General features: G+C 45.7%; 13 protein-coding genes. 3 read left to right on the top strand and 10 right to left on the bottom strand.

The features are described from left to right. Position 1 precedes the first annotated feature (1 nt). Together EC843_RS22105 and rfaQ are read right to left on the bottom strand one after the other, a co-directional pair. Positions 2-1129, bottom strand: coding sequence for a glycosyltransferase family 4 protein (locus EC843_RS22105; protein WP_133523066.1), 1128 nt, complete (start codon positions 1127-1129; stop codon positions 2-4). After that, positions 1126-2208, bottom strand: coding sequence for a putative lipopolysaccharide heptosyltransferase III (rfaQ, locus tag EC843_RS22100; RefSeq protein ID WP_064541794.1), 1083 nt, complete (start codon positions 2206-2208; stop codon positions 1126-1128). The genes EC843_RS22105 and rfaQ overlap by 4 nt, the downstream gene beginning before the upstream one ends. A 151-nt stretch (positions 2209-2359) precedes the next feature. On the opposite strand from rfaQ, the gene EC843_RS22095 reads away from it, so the two are divergent. Beyond that, positions 2360-3325, top strand: coding sequence for a polysaccharide deacetylase family protein (locus EC843_RS22095; RefSeq protein ID WP_133523065.1), 966 nt, complete (start codon positions 2360-2362; stop codon positions 3323-3325). A gap of 21 nt (positions 3326-3346) precedes the next feature. Here EC843_RS22095 and EC843_RS22090 read toward each other — a convergent pair whose 3' ends face one another. The 6 genes from EC843_RS22090 to rfaD are packed head-to-tail and all read right to left on the bottom strand — an operon-like array spanning position 3347 to position 9487. After that, positions 3347-4519: an O-antigen ligase family protein gene (locus EC843_RS22090; protein ID WP_133523064.1), complete on the bottom strand. Its 1173-nt coding sequence runs from the start codon at positions 4517-4519 to the stop codon at positions 3347-3349. Beyond that, on the bottom strand, positions 4506-5408 hold the full coding sequence (locus EC843_RS22085) for a hypothetical protein (RefSeq protein ID WP_064541785.1): 903 nt from the start codon (positions 5406-5408) through the stop codon (positions 4506-4508). The genes EC843_RS22090 and EC843_RS22085 overlap by 14 nt, the downstream gene beginning before the upstream one ends. A 20-nt stretch (positions 5409-5428) precedes the next feature. Beyond that, a complete protein-coding gene (locus EC843_RS22080) occupies positions 5429-6505 on the bottom strand; it encodes a glycosyltransferase family 9 protein (RefSeq protein ID WP_064541782.1) in 1077 nt (358 codons plus the stop codon). A 6-nt stretch (positions 6506-6511) separates the two neighbouring features. After that, positions 6512-7489: a lipopolysaccharide heptosyltransferase RfaC gene (rfaC, locus tag EC843_RS22075; RefSeq protein WP_064541779.1), complete on the bottom strand. Its 978-nt coding sequence runs from the start codon at positions 7487-7489 to the stop codon at positions 6512-6514. Beyond that, the gene (rfaF, locus tag EC843_RS22070) at positions 7489-8538 is read right to left on the bottom strand and encodes an ADP-heptose--LPS heptosyltransferase RfaF (RefSeq protein WP_064541776.1); all 1050 of its coding nucleotides are present in this window, start codon (positions 8536-8538) and stop codon (positions 7489-7491) included. Before rfaF ends, rfaC begins: the two co-directional genes overlap by 1 nt. A gap of 16 nt (positions 8539-8554) precedes the next feature. Continuing rightward, positions 8555-9487 (bottom strand): ADP-glyceromanno-heptose 6-epimerase, encoded by a 933-nt coding sequence (gene rfaD, locus EC843_RS22065; RefSeq protein WP_121814615.1) that lies wholly within the window; start codon positions 9485-9487, stop codon positions 8555-8557. A gap of 219 nt (positions 9488-9706) precedes the next feature. Between rfaD and kbl the strand changes: the two genes are divergently transcribed. Beyond that, positions 9707-10903 carry a glycine C-acetyltransferase gene (gene kbl, locus EC843_RS22060; RefSeq protein WP_121814614.1) on the top strand — a complete coding sequence of 399 codons (1197 nt, stop codon included), beginning with the start codon at positions 9707-9709 and terminating at the stop codon, positions 10901-10903. Positions 10904-10913: 10 nt separating this feature from the next. Continuing rightward, positions 10914-11939 carry an L-threonine 3-dehydrogenase gene (tdh, locus tag EC843_RS22055; protein WP_064541766.1) on the top strand — a complete coding sequence of 342 codons (1026 nt, stop codon included), beginning with the start codon at positions 10914-10916 and terminating at the stop codon, positions 11937-11939. A gap of 51 nt (positions 11940-11990) precedes the next feature. Here the strand turns inward: tdh and EC843_RS22050 are convergent, their stop codons facing one another. Together EC843_RS22050 and EC843_RS22045 are read right to left on the bottom strand one after the other, a co-directional pair. Then, positions 11991-12911 (bottom strand): hypothetical protein, encoded by a 921-nt coding sequence (locus EC843_RS22050; protein ID WP_121814612.1) that lies wholly within the window; start codon positions 12909-12911, stop codon positions 11991-11993. Next, the gene (locus EC843_RS22045; RefSeq protein ID WP_133523063.1) at positions 12904-14136 is read right to left on the bottom strand and encodes a glycosyltransferase; all 1233 of its coding nucleotides are present in this window, start codon (positions 14134-14136) and stop codon (positions 12904-12906) included. The genes EC843_RS22050 and EC843_RS22045 overlap by 8 nt, the downstream gene beginning before the upstream one ends. Positions 14137-14175 lie beyond the last annotated feature (39 nt).

Below are 14175 nucleotides of genomic sequence, written 5' to 3'. Positions count from 1 at the left end.
TCTAATCCAGTATATTTTGATACAGCGAAATAAGTTGCTGTGAAAGTTTTTCCGGTGTCGCATCCCTGACTCGCTCGCGAGCATATTCCCCCATTTTCTCATCCACAAAGCGTGAAGATATTGCCATTACCGCTTCTGAAAGTTGTGGGATATTGAGTGCATCACAAACGTATCCGTTTTGTCCGATTGTTATAAATTCAGCTCCCCCACAGGTAGCCGAGGTAATAACCGGTAAACCACATGCCATTGCTTCAAGAATCACATTTGGAAATGGATCATATAGTGTTGGCAGTAATAGTCCATCAGCTACCTGATAGAAAGGCAGCGTATTTTTCTGCATTCCCATAAAGCGTATGCGATTCAGGCACCCCAGAGATTGTGCCAGTTCTCGATAACTTTTCTCGACTTTATCTTGCCCAACGATCACCAGATAGCGGTCGGTATTAGCAATGGCCTTAATTGCACTGGCTAACCCTTTACGCTCGAATCCGGAACCGACAAAGACCAATGTTACTGCGCTTTGCGGGATAGATAATTCATCTCGTAGTTTCGTGCGTAGCTCATCATTTGCCGGAACGAAGCGGTAAGAGTCAATAGCATTATAGATGACATGTATCTTATTAGCAGGTATAGAGAAATCTTCGATAATCTCTCTTTTAACCATTTCGGCATTGCAGATGACGGCTTTTAGTTCGGGAGCCTGATACATCGCCTTCTCAGCCTGCATCACATAACGATGGTATCTATCGAGAAATAGCCACTTTCCGCGCCAGGCGGGTAAAATTCTTGCACGCTGCATCAGCCAACGGCGGTGAACACCATCACCTGCGCGATAAATATCGCAACCCGCTATACGTTCATGACTTTGAACAATATCGAAATTCTCACGTTGCCATAGCGTTCTTGCCGCATCGGCAAAACCTTTTTCACGGCTGATTCGACCTAGTTTCATCGGATCGCAAATATGAATATGCCAGTTATCCTGGCGCTCACCCTGCCATTGCCGAGTGATAACGTTGAGTTCCATATCGTGGGCGCTTAACGCCTCAAGTGCGCGTGAAACGAAACGTTCAGCGCCTCCATCCGGGCGGTATTTTTGGCGGACAATAGCCAGACGGCAGCGCTTCATAACAACTGTTTCCTTGCAGCGGCGACAACAATGTCGACTGGGATGGCATCGAGATAACGTTCTTTCGTATTGGTATCAATTTTGTCAGGGTCTGGCAAATCACCATAGTTTCCTGCCCAAATGACTTCACCGACGACGTCCCACGGGCTCCAGAATGTCAGCTTTGAAGGGCCAAATAGCGCGATGCATGGTGTTTTCAATGCGGCAGCCATGTGCATCGGTACTGAATCCACACCGATAAACAGTTGGGCGTGGTCGATCAGTGCCGCTAATTGGCGCAGAGTTAGCTCACCCGCCAGGGAATGGATTCGCTCTGATGGGCATAACGCACGGATTTTTTCAATCATCGCTTTTTCGTTTTTATCCGGCCCGGAGGTCAATACCAGGGAATGCCCATCTTTTTGCAAAGCAGTGATGGTTTCAGCCATTTTGCCCTCATCCCAGCATTTGAAAAACCAGCGGGAGGTGGGCTGCACCACAATATAGGAACCTTCAACCCCATTGCTTTGCAGCTTACTTTGCACGGATTGCCAGTCGCCAGGCTGATAGCTCATCGTAACATCCCTGACTGGAGCAATATTCAACGGGGCAATAATGGAGAGGTTTTGCTCCACAGTGTGCAGGGTCTGATGACCTGACACTGAAGCAAGTTGAGTATGACAATGTTGCCAGATCCAGCCGCGGCGCTTATTGAAATCAAAACCGATACGCGAAGGAGCACCAGTGAAGCGAGTGACCACGGCGCTACGCCACTGATCGGCCAGATTGATAACCAGACTATATTTTTGCTCGCGCAATGTTTTAAGTAATTGCCACTCTTTGCATAAATGCTGGCGGGTACCGAGTTTGCGCCATTTACGGTCAATTCCATAAATACGATGAATGAATGGATGGGCCGCCAGCATGTCTCTCGTTTCTTCATAGAGCAGAACATCGATTTTTGCGTGTGGCCAGGCTTGATGTAATGCATTGATCACCGGAGTGGTGAGCAACATGTCACCATGATGGCGCAACTTTATCAGTAAAATACGGGTAGGTGGCATGGCTGCAAGAGCATTCAAAGCGTTACTCATTATCATCTTTAGAAGATTAACCAAAGGGTGATTCTAATAGACCTTGAGTGTGGTTGCTACATTTGTGCTCAGGAGTTAGAAATTTGATCGTATGCGGTTTGCCCTTATCTGGCAGGCTGCGTAACATGATGTGAACATCTTTATTTCAGAGACGGAAATGACCAAACCTGCATTCATTATCACCATTGATACCGAAGGCGATAATCTCTGGCAAAACCATCGACAAATCAAAACTGAGAATGCTCGGTTCTTACCTCGTTTTCAGTCTTTATGTGAAAAATATGGTTTTAAGCCGGTTTGGCTTACGAACTATGAGATGGCTGTAGATCCGGTTTTTATCGAGTTTGCCAAAGATGTCATTGCTCGTGGTCAGGGCGAAGTTGGCATGCACTTACACGCATGGAATAGCCCACCCGATCACGATTTAACGGGCGATGACTGGCGCTGGCAGCCCTATCTCATTGAGTACAGTGATGAGATCATGCGGGAGAAAGTGGTTTATATGACCACGTTGCTGGAAGAAACATTTGGCACAAAAATGATTAGTCATCGTGCCGGGCGTTGGTCATTTGATAGTCGCTATGCCAAATTACTGGTGGAGTTGGGTTATAAGGTGGATTGCTCTGTGACGCCGAGAGTTAACTGGCGAAATGCGAAGGGGGCTCCTACTGGTAATGGCGGAACGGATTATCAACATTTCCCGACCCAGGCTTATTTTATGGATCTGGAAAATATTGACCAGTCTGGTAACTCCGCATTACTCGAAGTCCCGATGAGTATTCAATATAAGCATAGCAATCTGATGAATAGCTTTAAGCAAGGCTATGACCAGATGCGCGGGAAATATCGTAGTCCTTCAGTAAATTGGTTGCGCCCATCAGGTGGCAATGCTGCACAAATGATAGCTGTTGCAGAAAAAACCTTATCCCAAGGCAACGATTACGTAGAGTTTATGCTTCATTCATCAGAATTTATGCCCGGTGGTAGTCCAACGTTCAAAGATGAAGCTGATATTGAAAGGCTATATCAGGATTTGAATACGTTATTTTCCTGGCTCGCAGAGCGAACCAGGGGAATGACATTGGCTGAGTATTATGAGCTGAAAGAAAAACAAGAGCAGTAAACTGCTCTTGTTTTTACATTATCATGAAGTTGTCGATTTTATTGGTGTACTTAGAATTACAGCCAATGGGAACCAAAACAGGAACCAAAACTCCTGAGGGTTCCCTATGATAAACATTCCTTGAGTCATATAGTAAATCAAAGCAAAGATAAAGATGGATGCTTCTGTTTTTTGCTGTACACGTATGTGTTTGCGCAGTTGCAACAATCCATAGCCAATGACACTCATAAGTAATATAAAGCCAACGATACCGCCTTTTAAAAAAGAAGACAGGTAAATAGTATGGGTTGTGGAAATGTTTTGGCCAATGCTGTTTACGAAGACCAGGCTTTTATCATAGCCCCATCCAAAAATTGGCTTTTCCTTCGCTATTTCTAAAGTATTTTCCCATATGCCGAAACGAATGAAGCTTTGTTGATACGTACTTTCTAAGCGATCGATAAAAATATGATGGAAACTGGTAAGAAATACCAGCGCCAGAATAGTAACAATAATCGCCACCCCATAAAGGATATGCTTTATCTTATAGCTAGGATTTACTATGAATAACAACACAAATGCTGCTGTAAAGGCAATTAGCGGGCCACGACTTTGTGTCAAAAGAAGTGATGCAAGTAAAATAGGGAAAAGTAAATAGAGCCAATTCTTCCCTGTTTCTCGAATAAATATTATGCCACAAAACATTCCAATGGCCATATAACCACCCAGATCAATGACATTATCTGGTGCCCATGGGAAGCTATTGTCCAGCCTGTTTTGTAGAATAATTGTTTTATCGACCATTATTAATGTTAGTACAGACAATAAACTCATGCCAAGAAACACTGCACCCATAACATATTTTTTATAACCTAATATTTCCACCTGGCGGAAAAGGCAAATGAATATTAATAAGTATAGCATTTGCTTTAAGGTTGAGCTGATGTTTACAGGGTTTTGTGACCATAAGTTAGATAGAGAGAAATAAAATAAAAATAGCAGCGGGAGAATCAAACTCTTCAAGAATGCCTTATCTTGTAGGAATTTTTCTCGAGATGCCTGGGATAACACAAGTGTAGAAATAAAAATAATTAGTGATGTATGAAAAAGAAGATTTACTTTTGATACATTACAGAATATAGCACTGAAGAACATAAACGCTACAAAAAAAAGAGAGTATGTCTTTTCAATGCGTAAGTGATTAGTTAAAAGCATCACGGTAATCCATTTTGGGGAAAATATTAGAAGGGATTGCACTGTCTAATGATAAGTTGATCACCCCAACATTTTTATTATCCAGCGCATGTCTGGCAAGTTGGAATGCTGGGATGATGGTGTCGTGTAACTTATCATCAAGAAATGATGGTAACATATCGTCTGGACTCTCATAAAATCGCGGACTAGAAAAATTATTCATATCTAAACCAGCAATATAAATTATATTGAATCCTAAATAAGCAAGGATTTGAAGTGACCAATAGACTACAGTCCCGGCATCAAAAACCCCATTCCTAATGTCATAATTAAATGCAATATTTTGTTTTTCTTGCGAAAAAATTATTTTAGTTTGAGACTTGAAAGTTGAATGAATAGCATTGGATGAGACTTTTGGTTTGTAAACCTGGAAGCATTTATCTTCTATTATAGCTAACTTGCACTTTATATTTATCAATGCAAGCTTATCAATTAACTTCACTACACCATGCATGGTGGTAAATAAGATTAAATCTTCTTTGCTTACAATTTTTTTAATTAGGTCTATTCTGCTATCAATAAATAACATATCGACTATAATGTAAATACCGAAATCAACATGTTCATTAAGATGCCATGCTCCATTAACACCAATTGCTGTTATATTTGGAATGGTTGAAAAATCTATTTTTTTTATCGATGGGCCAGTTGCGGTTAATAGTACGCTGCCATCAAAACTATCTTTAAGTATAGATAAGTTTTGTAATGGAATTTCGTTGTTCTTATAGTTTAGCTTTGATATGGAACCAAATTTATCTCGTTGGATTTTGACATAGGGCCATAAATTTTCATTATGACGCATACTTCTCGGGTGCGTATAGCGATATATTTGTTTCGTCAAAGTACTCATAAGACGCTCATCTTATCCTATTATCCATTGTTTTCATGATTAGCAATAAATTGATAAATGGCAGATAAATTATCCTCAGTTAATGCAAACATCTCTTCTCTTGTACGGTCGAAATAATAAGGCGCTTCGAAGATGTATGACTTTTCATACACTTTGCTACCAATCAGTAACACATTCCCCAGCGGACGTTGCTCCGCAATACAGCATGGCCCATAAATAAGAACAATTGGGACTCCTACTGCATCGGCTATGTAAACATTTCCCGAGTCTGACGCGATATAGAAATCCATTTTACTGATAGCGAAAGGGACATCTTCTAAAGGAAGTTCGCCAACCAGGCTAACAATATCCTCTCGCATCCCGACTTCACGATGTAGATCATCTAACCAGACTTGTTCGCTTTGAGGGCCAAAAACATAATAAATACAATTTAGCCCCTGTAATGCATCAAAAATTTTCTTCCAGACTTCTGAAGGGATAGTTTTTGATTTGTTTCCTGCAGAAATGCTCAGACCTATTTTGATCACGTTTTGTTTATCAAGTGATGCAGGGTAGGTCTGCGGTTTTCTTAATGGCAAAGTCGCATGCTTCGGAGAGTCTCGCCAGGTCAGGTTACGATCCGCAAGTTTAAGGTAATCATCTACGGTTAATTGGTCTTTGCGATGTTCTACAACGCCATTTGCCGTCAGATAAAACAACGCATGATACCAACGGCGGGTATAGGTAGATAAAAACTGCTTATTGGCGGCATTACAGACTGAAGCGAAGAAAAGATTAGTGCTGTTAGGTTGTAGCAAGTAGATATTTTCATATCGATTTAACAACTTAACAGCGAGGCGAAATTTGCGCCACAGACTCTTTTTATGCTCTTCGATCAGAAAAATAGTATTAATAGTTTCATCATATTTGGCCAACGGAAGAACAGTTTTGCTGATTAAAACATCGCTATGTTTCAGGTGGGCGAGTACAGGGGTGACATTGACGAAGTCACCTATTTTTGCCGTTTGAATCAGCAAGTTTCGGCCTGTTTTTTTATAAAACAGTTTCCCGAACAACTTGAACGGGAGAAAGAGTATGAAGAGGAATAGATAGCTCATTAATGGTTATTCTGCTGCTATGTGGCTAATTTTCTGGAGTGCGGTAAACGTATCTGCAGCGGTAATGTTAGCCATGTTTTTGTCTGCGCCTCGTATTTCGTTCTGATTTTCACCGTAACCACCAATCAAACCCGGATCGGTAGGGCCATACAACGTTATGTTCGGCCGATTTAGTGCTGCTGTCAGGTGGCTAAGCCCTGTATCAACTGAAACAACAGCTCTGGCTCCGGCAAGTTGTTTGGCGACTTGCTCAAGCGATAAGCGCGGCAACACCTCAACATTATCAAATCCGTCAGCTAAACGGATTGCTCGTTTGTGCTCGTGCTCCGCACCCCACGGGAGTTTAATACGTAAGCCCTTTTTGTGCATTAATTGAATAAGATTTCGCCAGTGTGATTCCGGCCAGTGCTTTTCATCGCGAGTCGTTGCGTGAAGGAAAATGAAATATTCCCCCACATCGGAGGAGGCTGTCGCCTGAAAGTGCTTCGCGATGGCGTAATCGCCCTGAGCAGCTGGTTTCTGGTAACCCAGACTTTTGGCGAACAACTCACGTGTGCGTTCAACCGCATGTTGTTGCTTCGCGATGGCGTGACGACGATTGTAGAACAAGCTGGCCAGCGGTTCACGGGCGCTGTTCCAGTCCATGCCGTGTTTTTCCCCTCTGGCTTTTCTGGTAACCAGAGCGGCACTCTTTATCAGCCCCTGAGCATCAATGACAGCGTCGTAGTTTTCAGTTCGCAGTGCCTGGTAGAACGCTGCTCGCTCAGTTTTTACTGGGGCCGAAAACCAGCTTTTACGCCAGCGACGAACTGCGACTGGGAGAACTTTATCGACAGCAGGGTGCCAGCCTGGGATTTGTGCGAAACCTTCTTCTACAACCCAGTCGAAGCGGATGCCGGGAATGGCCTGCATGGCATCCGTAAGTGCAGGCAACGTATGCAGGACATCACCCATTGATGATGTTTTGACGATCAATACCCGCATTACGCTTCCTTCTCCGCCAGTAACAGTGCGGTTAGCTCATCCATCACGCGTTCGGGCGTAATATCAATCAAGCTCTGATGATAGCCTTCTGCGGCGTCGCCTTTACGGACTTTGTGATAGCCACTAATAAGACGAATAACTCGCGCTTTATGCGACAACGGTGGAGTAAAGTCGGGGCTACTTGGGCCATATAATGCCACAAGCGGGCGATTGAGCGCGGCTGCAACGTGCATCAGACCTGAATCATTGGACACCACAGCCTGACAAGCCGCAATTAAAATAACGGCTTGCTCAAGCGCCGTGTCACCCGCCAGATTGCGGCAATGAGCCTGCTGCTGTGTGGTTAACGCGGCGACGATATCATTTCCGGCTTCTTTATCTTTTGCTGAACCAAACAACACCACCTGATAACCGTCATCAATGAGTTTGGCTGCCAGGGTTGCGTAGTGATAGTGCGGCCAGCGTTTAGCTGGGCCAAATTCGGCGCCAGGGCAAAAGCCGATAATCGGCCGAAGTGCATCGAGATTAAAGGCCTGACAAGTCTGCATTTTTTCCCCATCGTTAACCTGTAGTTGAGGCCACAGTAACGGTTGGGGAAGATCTTTCGCGGACTGCATTTTGCCTTTGTCATAAGCCAGCGCAATGTAGCGCTCGACCATTAATGGCCAGGCTTGTTTGTCCAAAACGCGGGCGTCGTTGAGTAGCCCATAGCGCATTTCCCCACGCCAGCCCGTGCGGTGTGGGATGTTGGCAAAGAATGGAACAAGTGCTGACTTAAATGAATTTGGCAGCACATACGCCTGATCGTAACGTTTAGCACGCAGGGAGTGCCCAAGACGACGACGTTCTCCAATTTCCAAAGCACCATGCCCCAATGGCATTGATAGTGCTTCGTTAATTTCCGGCATACGTGATAGTAATGGACGGCACCATGCCGGTGCCATCACATCAATGATTGCCTGGGGATAGCGCGCTTTGAGCGTGCGATAGAGACTTTGCGACATCATCATGTCGCCCACCCATGACGGGCCAATCACCAGTATTTTCATGCGTCAGGCTACCTGCTTATGCGTCACGGTTCAGCCAGGCCATATATTCTGTTACGCCTTCGGCAACAGTTTTGAATGGCTTGTCGTAACCTGCGGCACGCAGATTGGTTAAGTCGGCCTGAGTAAACGCCTGATAGCGGCCTTTGAGTTTTTCCGGGAACGGAATGTACTCAATGCTGCCTTTTTTATGGAAAGCGAGAGCGGCATCAGCAATAGCCTGGAATGATTCTGCACGACCTGTACCGCAGTTATAAATACCGGATACGCCGTTTTGCCAGAACCACAGGTTCACTGCGGCGACATCGCCTACATAGATGAAGTCGCGTTTAAAGCTATCGCTACCTTCGAACAGTTTTGGATTTTCGCCGTTGTTCAACTGGGTATTCAGATGGAACGCAACGCTTGCCATACTGCCTTTGTGCCCTTCGCGCGGCCCGTAGACGTTGAAGTAACGGAAACCAGTAATCTGTGAGCTTGCTTCAGGCAAGATTTGACGTACATATTCATCGAACAGGAATTTTGAATAACCGTAAACATTCAGAGGCTGCTCGAATTCACGTGACTCGATAAAATCGCTGTTGCGGCCACCGTAGGTTGCAGCGGATGAGGCATACAGGAACGGAATTTCGCGCTCCAGGCAGTAATGCAGAACTTCTTTTGAGTACTGATAGTTATTATCCATCATGTACTTACCGTCCCACTCGGTGGTGGAAGAGCATGCACCTTCATGGAAGATGGCTTCAATCTCGCCTAATTCTTCGCCGGCCATAATCTGGATTAAGAAGTCTTCTTTATCCATGTAATCGGCAATATTTAAATCCACAAGGTTAGCGAACTTAGTGCCATCCTTCAGATTGTCTACAACCAGGATATCCGTAAGACCGATATCATTCAGTGATTTGATGATGTTGCTGCCGATAAATCCGGCACCACCGGTGACAATGATCATAAGCGTAACCTTAACAAATTAGGGGGCAATGAGGCCCAATACCTCACGCGTTAATGACTCCTATCATACCATCACCCGAATTGTCTTTCCTAATAACCCGAATCTGGAAAGCACCTCGTGATTTATGCTGAAAATTCCAATTTCATTGAAACGTCATCTCGTCTCCTGGTATAGGTTTGGGTAATATGTTCCGAAATTAGCCATGCCTGGAGAATCACAATGCGCGGAGATTTTTACCAACAGTTAACATCCCAACTTGAAACCGCACGCGCGGAAGGGTTGTTTAAAGAAGAACGTATCATTACTTCAGCCCAGCAGGCTGATATCACTGTTGCTGATGGCAGCCACGTTATTAACTTCTGCGCCAATAACTACCTGGGGCTTGCTAACCACCCGCAACTGATTGATGCCGCGAAGCAGGGCATGGATAAACATGGTTTTGGGATGGCTTCCGTTCGTTTCATTTGTGGAACACAAGACAGCCACAAAGAGCTAGAAGGCAAGCTTGCCAGCTTCCTGGGAATGGAAGATGCGATTCTTTATTCTTCCTGCTTTGATGCCAACGGCGGTCTGTTTGAAACTCTCCTCGGCCCAGAAGATGCGATTATTTCTGATGCGCTGAACCACGCTTCTATTATTGATGGTGTGCGTCTGTGTAAGGCTCAGCGTTATCGTTATGCCAACAACGACATGCAGGAACTTGAAACTCGCCTGAAAGAAGCGCGTGCGGCAGGTGCTCGCCATATCATGATCGCCACCGATGGTGTGTTCTCTATGGATGGTGTGATTGCTAACCTGAATGGGGTTTGCGATTTAGCCGATAAATATGACGCGCTGGTCATGGTTGATGATTCTCATGCGGTCGGTTTCGTGGGTGAAAACGGTCGTGGTACGCATGAATATTGCGATGTGATGGATCGTGTAGACATTATCACCGGCACGTTGGGCAAGGCTCTGGGCGGCGCTTCCGGTGGTTACACTGCGGGTCGTAAAGAAGTGATTGAGTGGCTGCGTCAGCGTTCTCGTCCTTATCTTTTCTCCAACTCTCTGGCTCCAGCTATTGTTTCTGCATCCATCAAAGTGTTGGAAATGCTGGATACTGGTGCTGAGATGCGCAATCGCTTATGGGCGAATGCCAGCCTGTTCCGCGAGAAAATGTCCGCGGCTGGTTTTATTTTGGCCGGTGCCGATCACGCCATCATCCCGGTGATGTTAGGCGAAGCGGTTGTGGCACAGAATTTTGCTCGTGAGCTGCAAAAAGAAGGCATTTATGTCACTGGGTTCTTCTACCCGGTAGTACCAAAAGGTCAGGCGCGTATCCGTACTCAGATGTCTGCGGCTCATACCACAGAGCAAATTGAACGTGCGGTTGACGCATTTACGCGTATCGGTAAACAGTTGGGCGTTATCGCCTGAGGGAGCGGTCATGAAAGCATTAGCGAAACTGAAAGCAGAAGAAGGCATCTGGATGACAGATGCGCCTAAGCCAGAAATGGGTCATAACGATCTGCTGATCAAAATCCGTAAAACTGCGATTTGCGGCACCGATGTGCATATCTATAACTGGGATGAATGGTCACAAAAGACTATTCCGGTTCCAATGGTTGTCGGTCATGAATATGTTGGTGAAGTGGTCGGCATCGGCCAGGAAGTTAAAGGTTTTAAAATTGGCGATCGTGTTTCCGGTGAAGGCCATATTACCTGTGGTCACTGTCGTAATTGCCGTGCGGGCCGTACGCACCTGTGCCGTAATACGACTGGCATCGGTGTAAACCGCCCTGGATGTTTTGCAGAATATTTAGTGCTGCCTGCTTTTAATGCTTTCAAAATCCCGGACAACATTTCTGACGATCTGGCTTCTATCTTTGACCCGTTCGGTAACGCTGTTCACACCGCGCTGTCATTCGATCTGGTTGGTGAAGATGTTCTGGTTTCTGGTGCCGGCCCGATTGGTATTATGGCGGCGGCTGTCGCTAAACATGTTGGTGCGCGTAATGTCGTGATCACCGATGTGAACGAATACCGTCTGGAGTTGGCGCGTGAAATGGGCGTGACCCGTGCGGTCAACGTCAGCAAAGAAAATCTGACCGACGTAATGAAAGAGTTGGGCATGACCGAAGGTTTTGATGTTGGTCTTGAGATGTCCGGTGCTCCACCGGCGTTCCGTACCATGCTCGATACTATGAACCACGGTGGCCGTATTGCGATGCTGGGTATTCCGCCATCAGATATGTCTATCGACTGGACGAAAGTCATCTTCAAAGGTTTGTTCATCAAAGGTATTTACGGGCGTGAGATGTTCGAAACCTGGTACAAAATGGCGGCACTGATCCAGTCTGGCCTGGATTTGTCACCGATCATCACTCATCGTTTTGGAATCGATGATTTCCAGAAAGGGTTTGATGCCATGCGTTCCGGGCAGTCTGGCAAAGTCATTCTTAGCTGGGATTAATCGCGCGACGATAAGTTAGAAAAGGCCGGGAAACCGGCCTTTTTCACATCTTTATTCGCTTGCGGTCTGCTTTTCAGCATCCGTCAGGTAACGCACTTTTCGCGTGTAATCTTGCCCTTTAAACAGCAATTCACTCTCTGGTGAGACAAGATACTTTTGCCATTCTGAAAGTGGGAAGCCGCCATGTGCACCGATGACTTCTTTTGGGATCACCGCCGGGGTACCACCGATGCGTTTTGAGACAGGCCAGTTCACCCAGTCACCTAAATTTACGGTTTTGAAATCCAGCAAGTCGAGAAGTGCAGCTAAAGGCAACTGATCTGTTGGGGGTTGCGAATCATCCATCAGTTCCCAGGTATCCTGGAACAGAGCCAACCAAAGTGGGCATAACCGGTGCCAGGTGCTGTGTGTTGCAGCAAGAAAGGCGCTATTTACGTGATCCTGGAGAGTGGGGCGAATCGTTCCTTGATAATAGGCTGGTGCTTTTCCTGCTGGAGCATTTGCCAGTTTAGCGATCATTTTCCCCTGGCGAAAACTGGAATACAGCGTGTTTTCTTCGACTTCAAGCTTCGGCATCTGCAAAAGATTAAGATCGGAATCAATGATCAACGAGCCTTCTGTGCTGGCATATAGCGGAGCCTGAATCTTTATCAGGCGGCTACGATAAATTTGTTTGAAGCGATAGCTGTCATCTCTTTCTGGAACGTTCAACGTAACAACCCGGGCTTTACCTGGCAAATCGGTAAAGGCACTGGCTGGTTGATCGGAGACGATGACAATTTCTTCAAGTTGCGGCGCGAAACGGTCAGCAAAAACCGCAGAAAGCGTACCTTCTTCAATATAATCTTTGCCAACGCATGGGATCACAACGGAGGTTACTGGGACGGTTTTAGCCCCGCTAACCGCCTGAGCCAAAGGAATATTATGTCGCGCCGTAATATGGCGATATTTTGGATTCAGAAATTTAAACATTTTCATTCCGGGTTGGTTTTACTGCGCCAAGTACGGCTTCGACACCGGCAACATAGTGCTCGATCGCATAATTATTAATCACGCGCCGCCAGGCCTGCTGAGTTAAGGCATCACGTAACGCGCTATCTTGCCACACTTGCTGAAGTTGTGAAGCGAGCTTAATGGTATCGCCATAAGGGTAGAGCAGGCCAGTGCGGCCTGAGTCGATTAACTCCGCAGTCCCCGTCACATTTGAACCGATAACTACCGTTTTAAGCAACATGGATTCGAGAATAACGCGCGGTAACCCTTCGCTTTTTGATGCAAGAATAAAGGCATCAAATGCGGCCAAATAATCCAGCGGGTTATTACGAAAGCCAGTAAAGATGATGCGATCGGCAAATCCGTAGTCAGCGGCCTGGCGCTTTAACTTTTCGCGATCGCTCCCTTCACCCACCAGGACAAATTTCCATTTTGCTTCGGGATGTTGCAGTTGAAAACGATGCAATGCTTCAAGCGTATGGTGGCAGGATTTTCTTGGAATCAACGACCCAATACTACCAAATAAAAATGTGCCATCTTCAATGCCTAGTGACCGACGTATTGCTATACCTGATGGGAGTGGCTGGTGAATATCAATGGCGTTTGGGACCGTAACACAGAGTGATTTCTTCACGCCATGATTGAGCAGCACACTCTCCACGCCATGAGAAACAGCAATCACGGCATCGCTGACACGGTTTACCACTCTGGTTATCGACTGACTCATCACCGGCTCAATGCGACAGTGTTGAACGACTGCAACATCAAGAGGCTCCGCTGCCAAATAACCTTCCAAATTGGAACCAGGCTGGTTATTCATGTACAGAATTTCGTAGCCATCTTTTTGCAATCGCTGGCGCAAAGCCGTGGCATTCGGTTTGATTCGCCATTGTTTATCAATATATGCCGTGATCTTTTTACGCCCAGACTTGCTGAAAAACAAAAATGCTCGCGCGACTTCTTTGCTGATTTTTGCCCAGCCAGGTTGTTTGCGTTGAGGAATGAAAATGACAGGAATCTGAATGCTGCTCAGCACGCTCTCAATGGTTTCACCTTCACCACGCGCATAGTTGTAGTAAAAGCAGCACGTGATATCAAACCGTTGGCGGTCAATACGTTTGAGCAGTTCCAACATACTATTGGTACCGCCTCCCCACTCTTTACCGTTATCCAGTAAGAGAATCTTATGCCGCTGTTGCGTCATCGTCGACCAGCTCCTGTAGCATTATTCAACGCGGCATTA

This window comes from Buttiauxella sp. JUb87 (assembly GCF_004361975.1).
Classification (GTDB): Bacteria; Pseudomonadota; Gammaproteobacteria; order Enterobacterales; family Enterobacteriaceae; genus Buttiauxella; species Buttiauxella ferragutiae.
Note: the sequence above shows the minus strand (reverse complement) of the source record. Positions and strands in the feature narration are given on the sequence as shown.

Bases quoted from the DNA above. Each gene is read 5' to 3' on its own strand.
- EC843_RS22085 (WP_064541785.1), bottom strand. From the start codon at position 5,408: ATGAGTACTTTGACGAAACAAATATATCGCTATACGCACCCGAGAAGT.
- EC843_RS22095 (WP_133523065.1), top strand. From the start codon at position 2,360: ATGACCAAACCTGCATTCATTATCACCATTGATACCGAAGGCGATAAT.
- EC843_RS22050 (WP_121814612.1), bottom strand. From the start codon at position 12,911: ATGTTTAAATTTCTGAATCCAAAATATCGCCATATTACGGCGCGACAT.
- EC843_RS22080 (WP_064541782.1), bottom strand. From the start codon at position 6,505: ATGAGCTATCTATTCCTCTTCATACTCTTTCTCCCGTTCAAGTTGTTC.
- EC843_RS22045 (WP_133523063.1), bottom strand. From the start codon at position 14,136: ATGACGCAACAGCGGCATAAGATTCTCTTACTGGATAACGGTAAAGAG.
- rfaF (WP_064541776.1), bottom strand. From the start codon at position 8,538: ATGAAAATACTGGTGATTGGCCCGTCATGGGTGGGCGACATGATGATG.
- tdh (WP_064541766.1), top strand. From the start codon at position 10,914: ATGAAAGCATTAGCGAAACTGAAAGCAGAAGAAGGCATCTGGATGACA.
- rfaD (WP_121814615.1), bottom strand. From the start codon at position 9,487: ATGATCATTGTCACCGGTGGTGCCGGATTTATCGGCAGCAACATCATC.
- EC843_RS22105 (WP_133523066.1), bottom strand. From the start codon at position 1,129: ATGAAGCGCTGCCGTCTGGCTATTGTCCGCCAAAAATACCGCCCGGAT.
- rfaQ (WP_064541794.1), bottom strand. From the start codon at position 2,208: ATGATAATGAGTAACGCTTTGAATGCTCTTGCAGCCATGCCACCTACC.
- EC843_RS22090 (WP_133523064.1), bottom strand. From the start codon at position 4,519: ATGCTTTTAACTAATCACTTACGCATTGAAAAGACATACTCTCTTTTT.
- rfaC (WP_064541779.1), bottom strand. From the start codon at position 7,489: ATGCGGGTATTGATCGTCAAAACATCATCAATGGGTGATGTCCTGCAT.
- kbl (WP_121814614.1), top strand. From the start codon at position 9,707: ATGCGCGGAGATTTTTACCAACAGTTAACATCCCAACTTGAAACCGCA.